This window comes from Pseudomonas sp. MF06569, from assembly GCF_059862735.1.
Genome location: NZ_JCBCUZ010000021.1, coordinates 1 through 16730, shown reverse-complemented (window position 1 = coordinate 16730; position 16730 = coordinate 1). Strand labels below are relative to the sequence as shown.

The window sequence follows — 16730 nt, the reverse complement described above, 5'->3', positions numbered from 1 at the left end:
CTACTCAAATTAAGCGTATTGGGCTATCTGTGAGAGAGGCTGCTCGCTGCGACTAGGGCAATATCGGCTTGTTATGAAAGCCTTGTCTTAGACGCTTGTAGTCCTCTGGTCTGGATGTAGAGGGAGCGGTGCTATTTGATGCTGGCGCTGCCAGTCCCGTCCTTGACCATATTCGCCGCTCGTACCGAGAGCGCTCCTACAGACTTGTGGGTTTGCTCCGCTGGATAAGAATTTTTACATGTCGTTTTATGAGGCGAACTCTTTGAAAAAAGATTAATCAAATCCAAGGGTGCGCAATGGAGTGCTTTTACGATGGGCGATTGATTCAGCAAGAAAATCCCGGGCGCAGATTAATGCAAAGAGTCAGGGTAGATCCTGTGATTCTGGATTTTGGCTTGACCCTGGCCCGGCCACTATCACGCTCGGTGCTGTTGAATGGCTTTGCCACCTGTTTGCGGCTTGAAGAAGTGTATTGGGAGGTGTTGTCCGATATATAACGTATTAACAACTGTTCAATAAATACGCTGCTGTCTTATATCGATCTGGAGGTGCATCTGCGCCATGGCAGGGTGAAAAACTTCAGCGGGTTCATTCGGGTCGTCTGCGTCATGCATTTGTTGACAATTGACCGCGACCTTCGGGAAGTGACACGACAGCAGATAGTTGCGGGTTGAAGGCGGTGGCCGGCTGCAGGCGCATGCCCGACGGCTTGTAATCGTTGAATATTTATGATGCATTTAGGGGCTTCTGGCTGTTCATGCGGCTGCAATGGCTCGATTTACCAGATATAATCTCGGCCTTTGCTGTGTGGCCCTGCTTAAGGGTTGCCGCTAACGGATTGTCGAGACACGCCAATGCCCATGTACGATTACCAGTGTGCTTCCTGTGGTCATCAGCTGGAAGCCATTCAAAAGATCAGCGCTGCACCGCTGGTTGATTGTCCTGCCTGTCAGGCCCCCGAGCTGAAGAAAATGCTGTCCATGCCGGGTTTCCGCCTTAGCGGTACAGGCTGGTATGAAACAGACTTCAAGACAGGCTCGAAAAAGAATCTGGCAGGCGGCGATAAATCCGACTGAGGTTGAGCGAAAGCAGTCAGAACACAAGCGGGCTCTTGCAAGGTTACCAGCACCCACGGTGCGCAAGACCTCCACCGAATTTCGAATTACGAGAAGTGAAACCACTACCATGATGCGCAGCCATTATTGCGGCCAACTGAACGAAAGCCTGGACGGCCAGGAAATTACCCTTTGCGGATGGGTTCACCGTCGCCGTGACCACGGTGGGGTGATTTTCCTCGATATCCGTGATCGTGATGGTCTGGCCCAGGTGGTTTTCGACCCGGATCGCGCTGAAACCTTCGCTGTCGCCGACCGTGTGCGCAGTGAGTATGTAGTCAAGATCACCGGCAAGGTGCGTCTGCGCCCGGCCGGTGCCGGCAACACCAACATGGCTTCGGGCATGATCGAAGTGCTGGGTTACGAGCTTGAAGTGCTGAACGAAGCGGAAACCCCGCCGTTCCCGCTCAACGAGTTCTCCGACGTTGGCGAAGAGACCCGCCTGCGCTATCGCTTTATCGACCTGCGTCGCCCGGAAATGCTCGAGAAGCTGCGCCTGCGTTCGCGCATGACCACCAGCATTCGCCGTTACCTCGACGAAAACGGCTTCCTGGACGTTGAAACACCGATCCTGACCCGTGCCACGCCTGAAGGCGCACGTGACTACCTGGTGCCTAGCCGTACTCACGCCGGTTCGTTCTTCGCATTGCCGCAATCGCCACAACTGTTCAAGCAGTTGCTGATGGTTGCCGGTTTTGACCGCTACTACCAGATCGCCAAGTGCTTCCGCGACGAAGACCTGCGTGCCGACCGTCAGCCTGAGTTCACCCAGATTGACATCGAAACCAGCTTCCTCGATGAAAAAGACATCATGGGCCTGACCGAAGGCATGATCCGCAACCTGTTCAAAGAAGTGCTGGATCTGGAATTCGGTGAATTCCCGCACATGACTTTCGAAGAAGCCATGCGCCGTTACGGTTCCGACAAGCCTGACCTGCGTAACCCGCTGGAACTGGTTGACGTTGCCGATCAACTGAAAGACGTCGACTTCAAGGTGTTCAGCGGCCCGGCCAACGACCCTAAATGCCGCATTGCTGCCCTGCGTGTTCCGGGTGCTGCAAGCATGCCGCGCAAGCAGATCGACGACTACACCAAATTTGTCGGTATCTACGGTGCCAAAGGCCTGGCGTACATCAAGGTCAACGAGCGCGCCAAAGGCGTGGAAGGTCTGCAGTCGCCGATCGTTAAAAACATCCCTGAGGCCAACCTGAACGTGATCCTCGATCGCGTTGGCGCAGTCGATGGCGACATCGTGTTCTTCGGTGCCGACAAGGCCAAGATCGTCAGCGAGGCCCTGGGCGCGCTGCGGATCAAGGTGGGCAACGACCTGAACCTGCTGACCTGCGAGTGGGCCCCGATGTGGGTTGTCGACTTCCCGATGTTCGAAGAGAACGACGACGGCAGCTTCAGCGCCTTGCACCACCCGTTCACGGCACCGAAGTGCTCGCCTGAAGAGCTGGAAGCCAACCCGGCAACCGCGATTTCGCGCGCTTACGACATGGTCTTGAACGGCACTGAGCTGGGGGGCGGTTCTATCCGTATCCATCGCAAGGAAATGCAGCAAGCTGTCTTCCGCCTGCTGGGTATCGAAGAAGCCGAACAGGAAGAGAAATTTGGCTTCCTGCTGGACGCACTGAAGTACGGCGCACCGCCGCACGGTGGCCTGGCCTTCGGTCTGGACCGTCTGGTCATGCTGATGACCGGTGCTCAATCGATTCGTGAAGTCATTGCCTTCCCGAAAACCCAGAGCGCTGCCTGTGTCATGACACAAGCGCCTGGTGTTGTAGATGCCAAAGCGTTGCGCGAACTGCACATTCGTTTGCGCGAACAAGCCAAGGCAGAGTAAGTCTGACCTGCAAAGGCGCATCTTCGGGTGCGCCTTTGTTTTTGGGGTCGAGAATTTTTATTGCCAGGTCTTGGCCTGGCAAGGTTTTTAAAGGGATTCGGAGTGCGTTATGGCAGGTCATTCTAAGTGGGCGAACATCAAGCACCGCAAAGAGCGTCAGGATGCCAAAAAAGGCAAGATTTTCACCAAGTGGATCCGTGAACTGACCGTCGCTGCCCGTCAGGGCGGCGGTGATCCGGGTTCCAACCCGCGTCTGCGTCTGGCGCTGGACAAGGCCCTTGGTGCAAATATGAGCCGCGACATCATTGATCGTGCGGTCGCACGCGGCGCAGGCGCAGCAGACACCGACGACATGGTCGAGTTGAGCTACGAAGGCTACGGCCCGGGCGGTGTTGCCGTGATGGTTGAGTGCATGACCGACAACCGCAATCGCACCGCAGCAGCTGTGCGTCACGCGTTCAGCAAGTGTGGCGGCAACCTTGGCACTGACGGCTCCGTCGCTTATCTGTTCGAGCGCAAGGGGCAGATCTCCTACGCCGCCGGCGTCGATGAAGATGCGCTGATGGAAGCTGCGATGGAGGCCGATGCTGACGACGTGGTGACCAACGAAGACGGTTCGATCGATGTGTTCACGTCGTTCTCCAGCTTCTATGCCGTGCGTAACGCATTGGAAGCTGCAGGATTCAAACCAACAGACGCTGAAATCGTCATGTTGCCGACCACCAGTGCCGAGCTTGATCTGGAGGGCGCTGAAAAGGTGCTCAAGATGATCGACATGCTTGAAGACCTGGATGACGTACAAAACGTATATTCCAACGCTGAAATCCCTGACGCCGTCCTGGAACAGCTTGCCTGAGACTTTGGTGTCCTGCCTCGCAAGTATTGATCCTTTTTGACTGCGTCTGTTGTTGCCATGCTGCGTTGCCGCCCCTCCCCATAGCCAGCTATGAGTCGTCGCGGCGTCTTGCCTGACAACAACAGCCACTTTTCAAAAAAGAATCATATTGGTGAGGCAGAACACTGACTGCGTCAATCAAGAGGCCGGAGGTGCTCCGTCGCGACAATCGCGGCGCTGTGCACCTCCGGCTTCTGCCTTTAAGCTGTCCGGGTATTTGCCGGTGGGCGTCACTTCATAAGCTGCAGGCGTTATGACTCTTATTCTTGGTATCGATCCGGGTTCGCGAATCACTGGCTATGGCGTAGTGCGAGACACTGGGCGTGGTTGTGTGTATGTGGCTTCGGGGTGTATTCGTACAGGTAGTGGCGAACTGCATGAGCGGTTGCAGATTGTCTATCGTGGGGTGCGTGAAGTTATTCAGACGTATGGCCCCGTTACTATGGGCATCGAAAAGGTGTTCATGGCGCGCAATGCCGACTCGGCACTCAAGCTGGGTCAGGCCAGGGGTGCGGCGATTGTTGCCGGGGCCGAGGAAAGCCTGGAGATCGCCGAATATTCGGCAACTCAGGTCAAGCAGGCTGTGGCCGGTACTGGTGGTGCCAATAAGGAGCAAGTGATGATGATGGTCATGCACCTGCTCAAACTGACCACTAAGCCGCAAGTCGATGCATCCGATGCGCTGGCAATTGCCTTGTGTCATGCCCACACTCGCTCGAGTCTGTTGCCCCACGGTTTGGGTGCGGCGCGAAGCCGTGGTGGGCGTTTGCGGCTCTGAGACGTGATTTTTAACCTGATTATGCTTGCTGGCAGGGTGTCATCTGTAATGATGCGTCCCTGTCGTTCTACTTGTCAGCCATTGATCTGGCCAGAGAAAAGGATCTGAAACGTGATTGGACGCTTGCGCGGCACTCTGGCTGAAAAACAGCCGCCGCACCTGATTCTTGATGTAAATGGCCTGGGCTACGAGCTGGAAGTGCCCATGACCACGCTCTATCGGTTGCCGTCCATCGGCGAGCCTCTGACCCTGCATACCCATCTGGTAGTTCGCGAAGACGCCCAGTTGCTCTATGGTTTCATAGGCAAGCGCGAGCGCGATTTCTTTCGTGAACTGATCCGGCTCAACGGTGTCGGTCCAAAGCTGGCCCTGGCTTTAATGTCCAGCCTTGAAGTCGATGAGCTTGTTCGTTGTGTGCAGGCTCAGGATACGTCCGCCTTGACCAAGGTCCCGGGTGTCGGGAAAAAGACAGCCGAGCGATTGCTGGTCGAATTGAAGGATCGCTTCAAGGCATGGGAGCAGGTGCCAAGCATGTTCGCCCTGGTGCCTAACCAGCCTGATGCCACGATACAGGTGGCCAGTGCTGAAAGTGATGCGGTCAGTGCCTTGATTTCCCTGGGTTACAAGCCCCAGGAAGCGAGCAAGGCTGTTTCGGCAATCAAGGACAAAACGTTGAGCAGTGAAGATATGATTCGTCGCGCCCTTAAGGGGATGATTTAAGTGATTGAAGCTGATCGTTTGATAACGGCCTCAGGCGGACGAGACCGGGAAGAGGTTCAGGACCGGGCAATTCGTCCTTTGAGCCTGGCCGACTATATTGGTCAGCCAACCGTACGTGAGCAAATGGAGCTGTTTATCCAGGCTGCACGCGGGCGTTCGGAGTCGTTGGACCACACGCTGATTTTCGGGCCGCCGGGACTGGGCAAGACCACGCTGGCCAATATCATTGCCCAGGAAATGGGGGTATCCATTAAAAGCACGTCAGGTCCTGTGTTGGAGCGCCCGGGCGATTTGGCGGCCTTGCTGACCAATCTTGAGCCCCATGACGTGCTGTTTATCGATGAAATCCATCGTCTGTCACCCATCGTCGAAGAAGTGCTCTACCCGGCAATGGAAGACTTTCAGCTCGATATCATGATTGGCGAAGGGCCAGCAGCGCGCTCCATCAAGCTAGACCTGCCGCCTTTTACCCTGGTGGGTGCGACGACCCGCGCCGGGATGCTGACCAACCCTTTGCGCGATCGTTTCGGGATTGTTCAGCGACTGGAGTTCTATAGTACTGACGACCTGGCGACGATTGTCAGTCGCTCCGCGAGGATTTTTGGTCTGCCACTCGATCCTGAGGGGGCTTACGAAATTGCCCGGCGGGCTCGCGGTACACCGCGGATTGCCAACCGTTTGTTGCGTCGTGTGCGAGATTTTGCCGAGGTACGGGCCAAGGGGCACATCACCAAGCCGGTGGCAGATCTGGCGTTGAACCTGTTGGACGTTGATGAGCATGGTTTTGATCATCAAGACCGGCGTTTGCTGCTGACCATGATCGAGAAGTTCGATGGTGGGCCGGTAGGTGTAGACAGTCTGGCCGCTGCGATCAGCGAAGAGCGTCATACAATTGAAGATGTGCTGGAGCCGTATCTGATCCAGCAGGGCTACATCATGCGCACGCCGCGTGGGCGCGTTGTGACCCGTCATGCGTATCTGCACTTCGGTTTGAATATTCCGTCCCGTCTGGGTGACATGCCTGTGGTAGACGAATTTTTGAATGCCCTGGACGATTAATAAGCCCTTGGCGGCCGATTTTTTTAAGGTTTTTGCTGTCTCAAGGGCTGGCGTTGAAAATCTTGGGTCATAAAGCTCAAGAAGCGTAAAAAACAGTCGTCTGGCGGATTGGCAACCTGAGGAGTAAGCACTAGAGTATGCGCGCGCAAAACAGGCTAGAGCCATTCGCACATCGCTGTCGCGTTTATTATGAGGACACCGATGCGGGTGGCGTCGTGTATTACGTAAATTATCTAAAATTTATGGAGCGGGCTCGAACCGAAAGGCTACGGGAGATGGGCTTTGCCCAGTCCGAGCTTGTGGGTGAGAACCTGTTATTTGTCGTGCATTCCAGCGAGGCGCGTTACCACGCACCGGCGCTACTGGACGACGAACTGTTGGTAAGTGCGCAAGTAACAGAGCTCAACCGTGCCAGTCTGCGTTTCAAGCAACAGGTCTGGCGGGCTGCAGATGCAACGTTGCTCTGTGAAGGGCAATTTTTGGTGGCCTGTGTGCGCGCCGATAGTTTCAAACCCCGGGCCATTCCCGAAGCTTTACGTACGGCCTTTGCCGACGTGAGCGGCGCGGGTAAACATTTAGAGCAGGAGATAAAGCGTGGAAGCTAACGTCGTCGACCATTCCTCCATGTGGAGCTTGGTTAGCAATGCCAGCATTGTTGTGCAGTTGGTAATGTTGACCCTGCTGGCCGCATCGGTTACCTCGTGGGTCATGATTTTTCAGCGCAGCACAATGCTGCGCGCCGGTCGACGTGCCCTGGAAAGCTTTGAAGAGCGTTTCTGGTCGGGTATCGACCTGTCGAAGCTGTATCGTCAGGCAGGCAGCAATCCTGATCCGGACTCTGGGGTTGAACAAATCTTCCGTGCCGGTTTCAAAGAGTTCTCGCGTCTGCGTCAGCAGCCGGGCGTTGATCCTGAAGCGGTGATGGAAGGTGTTGCACGTGCCATGCGAGTCGCCATCTCCCGCGAAGAAGAAAAGCTTGAGCAAAGCTTGCCGTTCCTGGCCACTGTAGGTTCCGTGAGCCCGTATATCGGTCTGTTCGGTACCGTATGGGGCATCATGAACTCCTTCCGTGGCCTGGCAACTGCCCAGCAAGCAACACTGGCTACCGTAGCGCCAGGTATTGCCGAAGCACTGATTGCAACGGCCATCGGCTTGTTCGCTGCTATCCCGGCGGTTATCGCGTACAACCGTTTTGCAGCTCGCAGTGAAACCCTGATCAGCCGCTACTACACCTTCGCCGACGAATTCCAGGCGATCCTGCACCGCAAAGTGCACACCAGCGAAGAATAAGCAGGTAATTTCCAATGGCTTTAATCGCTCGAGCTCGCAAGAAGCGCAAGCCGGTTGCCGAGATGAACGTGGTGCCTTACATCGACGTGATGCTGGTACTGCTGGTTATCTTCATGGTGACCGCTCCGATGCTCAATCAGGGTGTGAAGGTTGATTTGCCCAAGGTCTCCAGCGAGGCTTTGCCGCAAGACAACAACACTCAGGTTCTGACTATTTCGATCAAGGCTGACAAGACCTATTTCTGGAATCTTGGCAGTGAAGTTGATACCGATAAGCAGATGGACAAGGCAATGACCTTGCCTCAGATGACTGACGCTGTAACTAAGATCATTCGCGCAGGCAATGAAGGCGGCAAACACACCCAGGTCTTCATTCGCGGTGACAAAACCGTTGATTACGGCGCGGTAATGGGTGCTATGGGTGGCCTTCAGAAGGCCGGGGTCGGTAACGTTGGCTTGATAACCGAGGCTCCCTGATGCGCGAACAGCGGGAGCCGTCCGCCTCTGAAAATTATTTTTGGCCTACAGTCTGGGCGATAGGGCTGCACGTTCTGATTTTTGGCATGCTGTTTGTCAGTTTTGCCATGACCCCGGATCTGCCGCCTTCAAAACCGATTGTTCAGGCAACCTTGTATCAACTGAAGTCAAAAAGTCAGGCGACCACTCAGACCAATCAAAAGATTGCGGGTGAGGCGAAGAAATCCGCCGCGCGTCAGACCGAAGTCGAGCAGATGGAACAGAAGAAGGTTGAGCAGGAAGCTGTAAAAGCCGCGGAACAAAAGAAAGAAGAGGCTGCCGAAAAAGCTGCAGAAGCCAAGAAAGCTGACGAAGCCAAGGCGAGCGAAGCTAAAAAGGCAGACGAAGCCAAGAAGGCTGATGAAGCCAAGAAAGCCGACGATGCTAAAAAGGCTACGGAAGCTAAGAAAGCCGAAGAGAAAAAACTGGCTGACATAGCCAAGAAAAAATCCGAGGAAGAGGCCAAGAAGGCCGCGGAAGAAGAGGCCAAGAAAAAGGCCGCGGAAGACGCCAAGAAAAAAGCGGCTGAAGATGCGAAGAAAAAAGCAGCTGAAGACGCCAAGAAAAAGGCCGTAGCAGACGAGGCGAAGAAGAAAGCCGCCGAAGATGCGAAGAAAAAGGCCGCTACCGATGCAGCCAAGAAAAAGGCCGTAGAAGCAGCACGTAAATCGACCGAAGAGAAAAAGGCGCAAGCCTTGGCTGATTTGCTTTCCGACACGCCGCAACGCCAGCAAGCTCTGGCAGATGAGCAAGGTGATGAGGTCGCCGGCAGTTTCGATGACCTGATTCGTGCTCGTGCAGCAGAAGGGTGGGCTCGTCCGCCGTCGGCGCGCAAGAACATGACAGTGGTGCTGCAAATTGGCATGTTGCCAGATGGCACGGTGACGTCTGTGACGGTTGCCAAATCCAGTGGTGACGGGCCGTTCGATAGCTCGGCTGTGGCAGCGGTCAAGAACATTGGCCGTTTAACGGAAATGCAGGGTATGAAACCCAGCGATTTTAATCCTTATCGATCATTCAAGATGACATTCACACCTGAGGATCTAGCCTTGTGATTAAACTTTTTCGAGGACTGCTGGTCGTCGTCTGCTGCTTGGCAGGGATGGCTGTAGCAGATGAAAAGAACATTCTGGTCACCAGCGGTAGCGACCGGGCGACGCCTATTGCCGTAGTGCCTTTTGGCTGGCAGGGCGGCACCGTATTGCCGGATGACATGGCTGAAATCATCGGCAATGACCTGCGTAACTCGGGTTATTACGCGCCGATTCCAAAGCAGAACATGATCGGCTTGCCGACTCAGGCCAGCGAAGTCATTTTTCGCGACTGGAAAGCCCTGGGTGCCCAATACGTAATGGTCGGTAATATCGTGCCAGCGGGCGGTCGCCTGCAGGTGCAATATGCTTTGTTCAACGTTGCCACCGAGCAGCCAGTATTGACTGGCAGTGTGTCGGGAACGGCTGAACAATTGCGGGACATGGCGCATTACATCTCCGACCAGTCGTTTGAAAAGCTGACGGGCATCAAAGGTGCATTCTCAACTCGCCTGCTTTATGTAACAGCAGAACGTGCAAGTGCAACCAACACCCGTTACACCTTGCAGCGCTCGGACTACGATGGTGCCCGTGCCGTTACTTTGCTGCAGTCGCGCGAGCCGATCCTGTCGCCGCGTTTTGCACCGGATGGCAAGCGCATCGCTTATGTATCGTTCGAGCAGAAACGTCCTCGTATCTTTGTGCAGAACATTGATACTGGTCGTCGCGAGCAAATCACCAACTTTGAAGGTTTGAACGGTGCGCCTGCATGGTCGCCGGATGGCTCCAAGCTGGCGTTCGTATTGTCCAAAGACGGCAATGCCGAGATCTACGTGATGGATCTGGCTTCCCGTGGGTTGACTCGCGTCACCAACAACCCGGCAATCGATACCGAACCGTTCTGGGGTAAAGATGGTTCTACCATCTACTTCACCTCTGACCGTGGCGGCAAACCGCAGATTTACAAAACCAATGTAGGCAGCGGTAACGCAGAGCGCGTGACGTTTATCGGGAACTACAACGCCAGTCCCAAGCTTTCGGCTGACGAAAAGACCCTGGTAATGATCCATCGTCAGGACGGTTTCACCAATTTCCGTGTTGCGGCGCAAGATTTGCAACGTGGAAGCGTGAAAATCCTCACAGATACCAACCTTGATGAGTCTGCTACTGTTGCACCCAACGGCACCATGGTAATCTACGCCACCCGCCAGCAGGGCCGGGGAGTCTTGATGCTCGTGTCTATCAATGGACGCGTAAGGCTCCCTCTTCCTACCGCTCAAGGCGAAGTCAGAGAACCTTCCTGGTCCCCTTACCTGAACTGACGTGGTGCTGTACGTTTCACATAACACTTGGGGTTCATTAGGAGTTTTACGATGGAAATGCTGAAGTTTGGTAAATTTGCTGCGCTGGCACTGGCCATGGCTGTAGCTGTAGGTTGCTCGTCCAAAGGCGGCGACAATGCCGGTGAAGGCGCTGCTGTTGATCCAAACGCTGGTTACGGCGCAAACACTGGCGCTGTTGATGGTTCCCTGAGCGAAGAAGCTGCTCTGCGCGCTATCACTGTTTTCTACTTCGAATACGATTCTTCGGACCTGAAACCAGAAGCAATGCGCGCTCTGGACGTTCATGCTAAAGACCTGAAAGCTAACGGCGCTCGCGTTGTTCTGGAAGGTAACACTGACGCCCGTGGTACTCGTGAGTACAACATGGCACTGGGCGAGCGTCGTGCGAAAGCCGTTCAACGCTACCTGGTACTGCAAGGCGTTTCTCCAGCACAGCTGGAGCTGGTGTCCTACGGTAAAGAGCGTCCAATCGCTACTGGCAACGACGAACAGTCGTGGGCTCAAAACCGTCGCGTCGAACTGCGTAAGTAATTCGTCATGCGAACGTGCCGCCGTGCTGTAACTATTCTGACTCTCAGCCTCATGCCGCTAGCGGCATGGGCTGCGGTTCCTGTGGTCGATGACAACTCTGGCTATAACAATAGCGGGGGGAGTTATCCATCACCGGGTTATGGTGCGAGCGGCGCCTATGCCGGGGGAGGGGTTTCGGCCCCTGTCTCGGCACAGGGCGAGCTGTTCAACCAGTTGCAACAAATGCAGGAGCAGATTGCACGCCAACAAGGTGTGATTGAAGTTCTGCAAAATGATGTTTCGCGCATGAAACAAGAAAGCCTGGAGCGATACCAGGAACTTGATCGGCGCATTGGTGCTGGCATTGCTCCTGCAGCCACTCCTGATAATTCTTCTGCCGGTGGTGCTAACGCCGCCGGTAATACAGCAGCGCCTGCTACTCAGGCTGCTGCCAGTTCGGAACCAGGTGATCCTGCGAAAGAAAAGCTCTATTACGATGCTGCTTTCGACTTGATCAAAGCCAAGGATTTCGACAAGGCCAGCCAGGCATTTACGGCCTTTCTGCGCAAATACCCAAACAGCCAATATGCGGGCAATGCCCAATACTGGCTGGGTGAAGTGAACTTGGCCAAAGGCGATTTGCAGGCCGCTGGCCAGGCATTTGCCAAAGTCAGTCAGCTGTATCCCAAGCATGCGAAAGTACCGGATTCACTCTATAAGCTTGCTGATGTAGAGCGCCGCCTGGGTCACACAGACAAGGTTAAAGGCATCTTGCAGCAGGTAGTGGCCCAGTATCCGGGTACTTCGGCTGCTCAGCTGGCTCAGCGCGATTTGCAGCGCATGTAAGCATTAACCGGCTTAAATCGAGAAACCCGCGCCTATCGCGGGTTTTTTCGTTAGAATCCACGCCCTTTTATGAAATACGCTCCTCTTAATCCTGCGTGAGCAGATTCTTTGGAGTGCCTGACGGAGGCGGACAGCCTGTTTAGCTGTTACGCCCGTGGCGAATATGCAAGACACATTGAGAATTACCGAAGTTTTTTACTCGTTGCAGGGTGAAACGCGAACGGCTGGCCTGCCCACCGTTTTTGTACGCCTGACCGGTTGCCCTTTGCGCTGCGGTTACTGTGACAGCGCTTACGCCTTCAGTGGCGGGACTGTGCGCCCTCTGGACGACATCCTCCAGCAAGTTGCCGACTTTCGTCCGCGTTACGTATGTGTGACAGGTGGCGAGCCGCTGGCTCAGCCCAATGCCATTCCTCTGCTCAAGCAACTCTGTGATGCTGGCTACGAAGTCTCGATCGAGACCAGCGGTGCGCTGGACATCTCGGCAGTCGACCCGCGCGTTAGCCGCGTTCTTGACTTGAAAACGCCGGGCTCCAAAGAGTCCCATCGCAACCTCTACGAAAACATCGCTTTGTTGACGCCTAATGATCAGGTCAAGTTCGTGATCTGTTCGCGGGAAGACTACGACTGGGCGGTATCCAAGCTGATTGAGTATGGTCTGGATCGACGGGCGGGCGAAGTGCTGTTTTCGCCGAGTCACCATGACTTGCCGGCCCGTGATCTGGCTGACTGGATCGTGGCGGATAACCTGCCTGTACGTTTGCAAATGCAGCTGCACAAATATCTGTGGAATGACGAGCCGGGGCGCTGAAATGACCGAACAAACTGTTGTCACCGAAAAAAGAGCCGTGATCTTGCTGTCTGGCGGCCTCGACTCAGCAACTGTCGTGGCCATGGCTCGTGCTGAAGGCTATAGCTGCTACACCATGAGCTTTGATTACGGTCAGCGTCACCGTGCCGAACTCGATGCCGCAGCGCGTGTTGCACGGGATCTGGGGGCGGTTGAGCATAAAGTCATTGGCCTGAACCTGGACGGTATTGGCGGCTCGGCACTGACCGACACTTCGATTGACGTGCCAGAAGCTCCAAGTGAAGGCATTCCGGTTACCTACGTACCCGCACGCAACACGGTGTTCCTTTCTTTGGCGTTGGGTTGGGCTGAAGTGCTTCAGGCGCGAGATATCTTTATCGGCGTCAATGCTGTGGATTACTCCGGCTACCCGGATTGCCGCCCGGAGTTTGTTGAAGCATTTGAAGTCATGGCAAACCTGGCAACAAAGGCCGGTGTAGAGGGGCAGGGTTTTCGAATCCAGGCGCCTTTGCAAAACATGAGCAAGGCTCAAATTGTGCAAGCGGGTACAAAGCTGGGTGTGGATTACGCGTTGACAGTTTCTTGCTACCAGGCGGACGCCCAAGGCCAAGCTTGTGGCAAGTGTGATAGCTGCCGCCTTCGTGCGGAAGGCTTCGCAGCAGCCGGAATTATTGACCCAACCCGTTATTTTTGAATTATTTCGAATTTATTTCGAACAAGGTGTTGAATTCTCGTTAGAAATCAGTATTATACGTCCCACAACGAAGCGGGTCGTTAGCTCAGTTGGTAGAGCAGTTGGCTTTTAACCAATTGGTCGTAGGTTCGAATCCCACACGACCCACCATATGCAACACCAAAACAGCCGGTCTAATCCTCAGGATTAACCGGCTTTTTTGTGTCCGGGATTTGGTAAGGCAAGAAAATGCGTATTCCTCCAGGCAGGGGCGGGTGTGATAGCGCGACAGTTGTGAGGGGGCAATCACTTGCGGCTCTGTCGCCAGTGGCTTGCTCAGTGACTGAAGCCTGAGGTTGATCATCTCGATACGGTCCTCGATCATGATCGCCTGTTCCTCGTCCACTGCATCCGGTGGGCTTATCAGGCTTGGCCGACCGCGTCAGAGGTGCATCGAGTGAATCCTTGTTGGCGGTGGTTCTCGGGCTGTTGGTGGGCAGGGAGAGGCTGACGAGCAGCATGGTGCGGGTTTGGTGTAGGAGGTCTTGGGCGGCCTTGCGTGAGTGCGAGCTCGGTATCGATGCTTGTTCTTAGGCTTGGCACTCGTGTGCATGACACCCCAAAGGCAAAGCGACCAGTTTTATAGTCGCTTCATGGCGGTCAACTGGACGCAACTCATGCTCAAGGGGTTCAAGCCGGTTGGCCCGCAATCAACCTGTGTTGGCGGACCTTTTTTATGGAGGGCAACTACCAGATCCCCAAAACGGCCCGGACGAGTCGCTATCCAGTGCCAGTTCAATCGAGGATGAGAAAGATTTAAATCTTTTCAATGACTCCATTGAACAACCCTTTCAGCTGCTCATTGCCAGCATCTACTAGATGGTTGTCATCGTAGTACAGAGGTACACCGTCCCTTGAACCCATGCATTGTCCGTTTGGGCAAAGGTATGGGGTTGGGTCAATAACCTTGGCATTGCACTGCTTTGCCGCGACTTCAATGGCGTGGTTGGCTATGCGATTACGTTGCTCGTAGTCCTGCAGTGAAACAGTGATGTCCGATGAGGACTGGAAAATGCGTTTGTGCAGGTTCAAGCCTTTGTAGATATTGAACGGCATTTCCGGGATCGGTTTGACGATATACACAGGACGATTTTCTGCGATAGCACACACAACCTTGGTGTACTCGGCGGCGTATGCATCGGCAAATGACTGACCTGTCAGGTGCTCCTGGCCCGGGAAGTACACGCGGTAACTATTGCCTCTGCTTGTATCGGTGTACATGGCTGCTCTACTGAACAGAACGACGGGTACACCCTGGTGTGAGTTTTTCAGTGCCAGAAGCTTTTCGCTGTTGAATCCGTGGCATTTGCTCTCCAGATCTTTGTCATGCATTGCAAAGTTCTGCAGGGTTGGGCAGCCCCCGCGGGCCCAGGATAAGGCTGCCTGGCCATTTTCAACCTGGACAGCCGCAGCAGTCGATTGGGCGTGACTGTCACCGAATAAAATGACAGACACGTCGCCTGAGCCCAGTTTGCATTCGGCAGCATTATAGGGATTGGAGATGCACTCTTGTGTGTAGAGGCTGCTGGTGTATTCGGGTTGGCCGAGGTCTACATAAGCAAACCGAATGCCAGGATGGTCCTTGGCGACGGAGGAGATGATGGCCGCGAAGCCGACCATCAACACGACAAAGGATGCATATTTGAAGATCGTCCGGGGTGCCGTGATGATTTTTCTTGTCTTCGATTCAATCAGGTAGAACGAAAGGGCTCCGAGCACGAAAGACATCACGATCGCCGCCAGTACATGCGGCCAGCTGTTTAGCAGCCCGCATGTAAATAGGAACACGACTAGCGGCCAGTGCCATAGATACACGGAGTACGAGATGGTTCCAGAGAACTGCAAGGCGCGACTATTACTGAAGGCCGACTGAGTATTTGCGATGATTACCAGCGCGGTGCCTAGTACGGGCAACAGGGCCAGGTATCCCGGCCAGAGGTCCTGCTCGGAAAAACAGAAAATACTTAGCAGGATTGCGCCGAGCCCGAGCCCTTCAAGTGTGTAGCTGATTCGTTTACTCAGTTGCAGCGGGAACAGGAATACCAGCCCGCCGACGATCAGTTCCCAGGCGCGGGTAGGCAGCATGTAGAACGCAAAAACCGGATTGGTATTGGTCAGATAGACCGATGCGCCCAGCGACCCTAGCGCGAGCAATACAAGCGCCGTTTTGGTCTTGTGTATGCCCAGGAACTTGTAGAGTGCCATCAGCAGCACGGGGTAGAGCATGTAGAACTGCCACTCGACCGACAACGACCAAGTGTGCAACAGCCAATTCTCGTGCAGCGGTGCGTCGAAATAGCCTCCGCTTTTGGCGAACATGAAGTTGGAGCTGAAGAGCAGGCTGCTTTTGATTGCTCTGATCAGTTCCCGGTAGTCATCAAGGGGGAAATAGATAAAACCGAAGATCAGCAGCGCCGCACACAGTGTCAGCAGCGCCGGGACAATTCGGCGTGCTCTGGATGCGTAAAACGCTAATAGAGAGAAATTTTGCTTCTGGAGCCCGCTGACGATGATCCCTGTCATCAAGAAGCCGGATATAACGAAGAAAATATCGACCCCTGAAAACCCGCCGTCGAATCCTCCAATCTTGAAGTGAAACAGCACGACGGAAATAACCGCAAGTGCTCGAAGCGAGTTTATGTTTTTTCGGAAGTGCATTTGTGTGCCCATGATCACAGTTTTAATAATATGGCATTATAGTGGCCATCATAGCATGTTAGAGCCAAAAAGCGCTGTATTCCAAACTACGAGAGATATCACATGTCGAGCTTTTCCGCTCGCTAGTATCCGGAGTAGTGATTACTTAAAGAAAGATTTGTAGTGATTTTTTTGGCTGTGCAGGGTGTGCTGAAGTGGTTTGAGTGCTTGTGATAGACCGGGTGCACGCGCTTTATTTGGTGGGTTCATCTCTGTGGTGAATGCTTGTAAGTTGACAAGAATTTAAGCGGTATATTAGAAATATAATGCGCTATTCGGAGGGTGGTAGTTGAAAGTTTATCTTCGTATGAGTGTGACTTCATAAGTAATGACTCCCCGTCAGGCACCCGTGGCGGCGCATATTTTCTGTTGAGTTGAACGTGTAGCCGCGGAACTTGTACTTAAGCAAGGTAGCTAGTGTCTCGAGCGGTTAGTTCATTAGCTTATTCTTCATCACACTCAGCTTTGCCATATGTACCGAGCTGATGATGGCCGCTGCGGTCTTTGTCCACTTGAACGGCTTGGCTGAATGCTCGTTATG

The 16730-nt window shown here is 54.2% G+C and carries 16 protein-coding genes, 1 tRNA gene and 1 pseudogene; 17 read left to right on the top strand and 1 reads right to left on the bottom strand.

The features are described from left to right. The first annotated feature begins 353 nt into the window (after positions 1–353). The 17 genes and pseudogenes from AC19YQ_RS17780 (at position 354) to AC19YQ_RS17700 (ending at position 13603) form a co-directional block, all read left to right on the top strand. A pseudogene (locus AC19YQ_RS17780) lies at positions 354–674 on the top strand (ribbon-helix-helix domain-containing protein). 180 nt (positions 675–854) lie between these two features. Beyond that, the gene (locus AC19YQ_RS17775) at positions 855–1076 is read left to right on the top strand and encodes an FmdB family zinc ribbon protein (RefSeq protein ID WP_029611571.1); all 222 of its coding nucleotides are present in this window, start codon (positions 855–857) and stop codon (positions 1074–1076) included. Positions 1077–1185: 109 nt separating this feature from the next. Beyond that, entirely contained in the window at positions 1186–2961 is a 1776-nt protein-coding gene (gene aspS / locus AC19YQ_RS17770) for an aspartate--tRNA ligase (protein ID WP_326397529.1), read from the top strand. A gap of 109 nt (positions 2962–3070) precedes the next feature. Next, positions 3071–3817, top strand: a complete 747-nt coding sequence (locus AC19YQ_RS17765; protein WP_095035545.1) for a YebC/PmpR family DNA-binding transcriptional regulator — start codon at positions 3071–3073, stop codon at positions 3815–3817. A 292-nt stretch (positions 3818–4109) separates the two neighbouring features. Then, on the top strand, positions 4110–4634 hold the full coding sequence (ruvC, locus tag AC19YQ_RS17760) for a crossover junction endodeoxyribonuclease RuvC (RefSeq protein WP_019410235.1): 525 nt from the start codon (positions 4110–4112) through the stop codon (positions 4632–4634). Positions 4635–4745: 111 nt separating this feature from the next. Continuing rightward, on the top strand, positions 4746–5354 hold the full coding sequence (gene ruvA / locus AC19YQ_RS17755; RefSeq protein ID WP_326397531.1) for a Holliday junction branch migration protein RuvA: 609 nt from the start codon (positions 4746–4748) through the stop codon (positions 5352–5354). Beyond that, on the top strand, positions 5355–6413 hold the full coding sequence (gene ruvB, locus AC19YQ_RS17750; protein ID WP_326397533.1) for a Holliday junction branch migration DNA helicase RuvB: 1059 nt from the start codon (positions 5355–5357) through the stop codon (positions 6411–6413). 137 nt (positions 6414–6550) lie between these two features. Then, positions 6551–7018, top strand: coding sequence for a tol-pal system-associated acyl-CoA thioesterase (gene ybgC / locus AC19YQ_RS17745; RefSeq protein ID WP_326397534.1), 468 nt, complete (start codon positions 6551–6553; stop codon positions 7016–7018). Further along, positions 7008–7703: a protein TolQ gene (tolQ, locus tag AC19YQ_RS17740; RefSeq protein WP_016782231.1), complete on the top strand. Its 696-nt coding sequence runs from the start codon at positions 7008–7010 to the stop codon at positions 7701–7703. The genes ybgC and tolQ overlap by 11 nt, the downstream gene beginning before the upstream one ends. A 23-nt stretch (positions 7704–7726) precedes the next feature. After that, entirely contained in the window at positions 7727–8179 is a 453-nt protein-coding gene (gene tolR / locus AC19YQ_RS17735) for a protein TolR (RefSeq protein ID WP_162200692.1), read from the top strand. Next, positions 8179–9273, top strand: a complete 1095-nt coding sequence (gene tolA / locus AC19YQ_RS17730) for a cell envelope integrity protein TolA (RefSeq protein ID WP_326397536.1) — start codon at positions 8179–8181, stop codon at positions 9271–9273. Before tolR ends, tolA begins: the two co-directional genes overlap by 1 nt. A gap of 47 nt (positions 9274–9320) precedes the next feature. Then, entirely contained in the window at positions 9321–10571 is a 1251-nt protein-coding gene (gene tolB / locus AC19YQ_RS17725; protein WP_016782234.1) for a Tol-Pal system beta propeller repeat protein TolB, read from the top strand. A 51-nt stretch (positions 10572–10622) separates the two neighbouring features. Further along, a complete protein-coding gene (gene pal, locus AC19YQ_RS17720) occupies positions 10623–11123 on the top strand; it encodes a peptidoglycan-associated lipoprotein Pal (RefSeq protein ID WP_003441254.1) in 501 nt (166 codons plus the stop codon). 6 nt (positions 11124–11129) lie between these two features. Further along, the gene (ybgF, locus tag AC19YQ_RS17715; RefSeq protein WP_133077400.1) at positions 11130–11948 is read left to right on the top strand and encodes a tol-pal system protein YbgF; all 819 of its coding nucleotides are present in this window, start codon (positions 11130–11132) and stop codon (positions 11946–11948) included. 163 nt (positions 11949–12111) lie between these two features. Next, the gene (gene queE / locus AC19YQ_RS17710) at positions 12112–12759 is read left to right on the top strand and encodes a 7-carboxy-7-deazaguanine synthase QueE (protein WP_133077401.1); all 648 of its coding nucleotides are present in this window, start codon (positions 12112–12114) and stop codon (positions 12757–12759) included. A 1-nt stretch (position 12760) separates the two neighbouring features. Beyond that, on the top strand, positions 12761–13453 hold the full coding sequence (gene queC / locus AC19YQ_RS17705; protein ID WP_133077402.1) for a 7-cyano-7-deazaguanine synthase QueC: 693 nt from the start codon (positions 12761–12763) through the stop codon (positions 13451–13453). A gap of 74 nt (positions 13454–13527) precedes the next feature. After that, positions 13528–13603: transfer RNA gene (locus tag AC19YQ_RS17700), tRNA-Lys, on the top strand. 645 nt (positions 13604–14248) lie between these two features. Here AC19YQ_RS17700 and AC19YQ_RS17695 read toward each other — a convergent pair. Then, entirely contained in the window at positions 14249–16162 is a 1914-nt protein-coding gene (locus AC19YQ_RS17695; RefSeq protein ID WP_500595610.1) for an acyltransferase family protein, read from the bottom strand. Positions 16163–16730: the final 568 nt, after the last annotated feature.

What these genes read in the sequence shown, in the direction of transcription:
- AC19YQ_RS17775 (WP_029611571.1), top strand. Translation starts at nt 855, where the DNA reads ATGCCCATGTACGATTACCAGTGTGCTTCCTGTGGTCATCAGCTGGAA.
- aspS (WP_326397529.1), top strand. Translation starts at nt 1,186, where the DNA reads ATGATGCGCAGCCATTATTGCGGCCAACTGAACGAAAGCCTGGACGGC.
- AC19YQ_RS17765 (WP_095035545.1), top strand. Translation starts at nt 3,071, where the DNA reads ATGGCAGGTCATTCTAAGTGGGCGAACATCAAGCACCGCAAAGAGCGT.
- ruvC (WP_019410235.1), top strand. Translation starts at nt 4,110, where the DNA reads ATGACTCTTATTCTTGGTATCGATCCGGGTTCGCGAATCACTGGCTAT.
- ybgC (WP_326397534.1), top strand. Translation starts at nt 6,551, where the DNA reads ATGCGCGCGCAAAACAGGCTAGAGCCATTCGCACATCGCTGTCGCGTT.
- tolA (WP_326397536.1), top strand. Translation starts at nt 8,179, where the DNA reads ATGCGCGAACAGCGGGAGCCGTCCGCCTCTGAAAATTATTTTTGGCCT.
- tolB (WP_016782234.1), top strand. Translation starts at nt 9,321, where the DNA reads ATGGCTGTAGCAGATGAAAAGAACATTCTGGTCACCAGCGGTAGCGAC.
- pal (WP_003441254.1), top strand. Translation starts at nt 10,623, where the DNA reads ATGGAAATGCTGAAGTTTGGTAAATTTGCTGCGCTGGCACTGGCCATG.
- ybgF (WP_133077400.1), top strand. Translation starts at nt 11,130, where the DNA reads ATGCGAACGTGCCGCCGTGCTGTAACTATTCTGACTCTCAGCCTCATG.
- queE (WP_133077401.1), top strand. Translation starts at nt 12,112, where the DNA reads ATGCAAGACACATTGAGAATTACCGAAGTTTTTTACTCGTTGCAGGGT.
- queC (WP_133077402.1), top strand. Translation starts at nt 12,761, where the DNA reads ATGACCGAACAAACTGTTGTCACCGAAAAAAGAGCCGTGATCTTGCTG.
- AC19YQ_RS17695 (WP_500595610.1), bottom strand. Translation starts at nt 16,162, where the DNA reads ATGGGCACACAAATGCACTTCCGAAAAAACATAAACTCGCTTCGAGCA.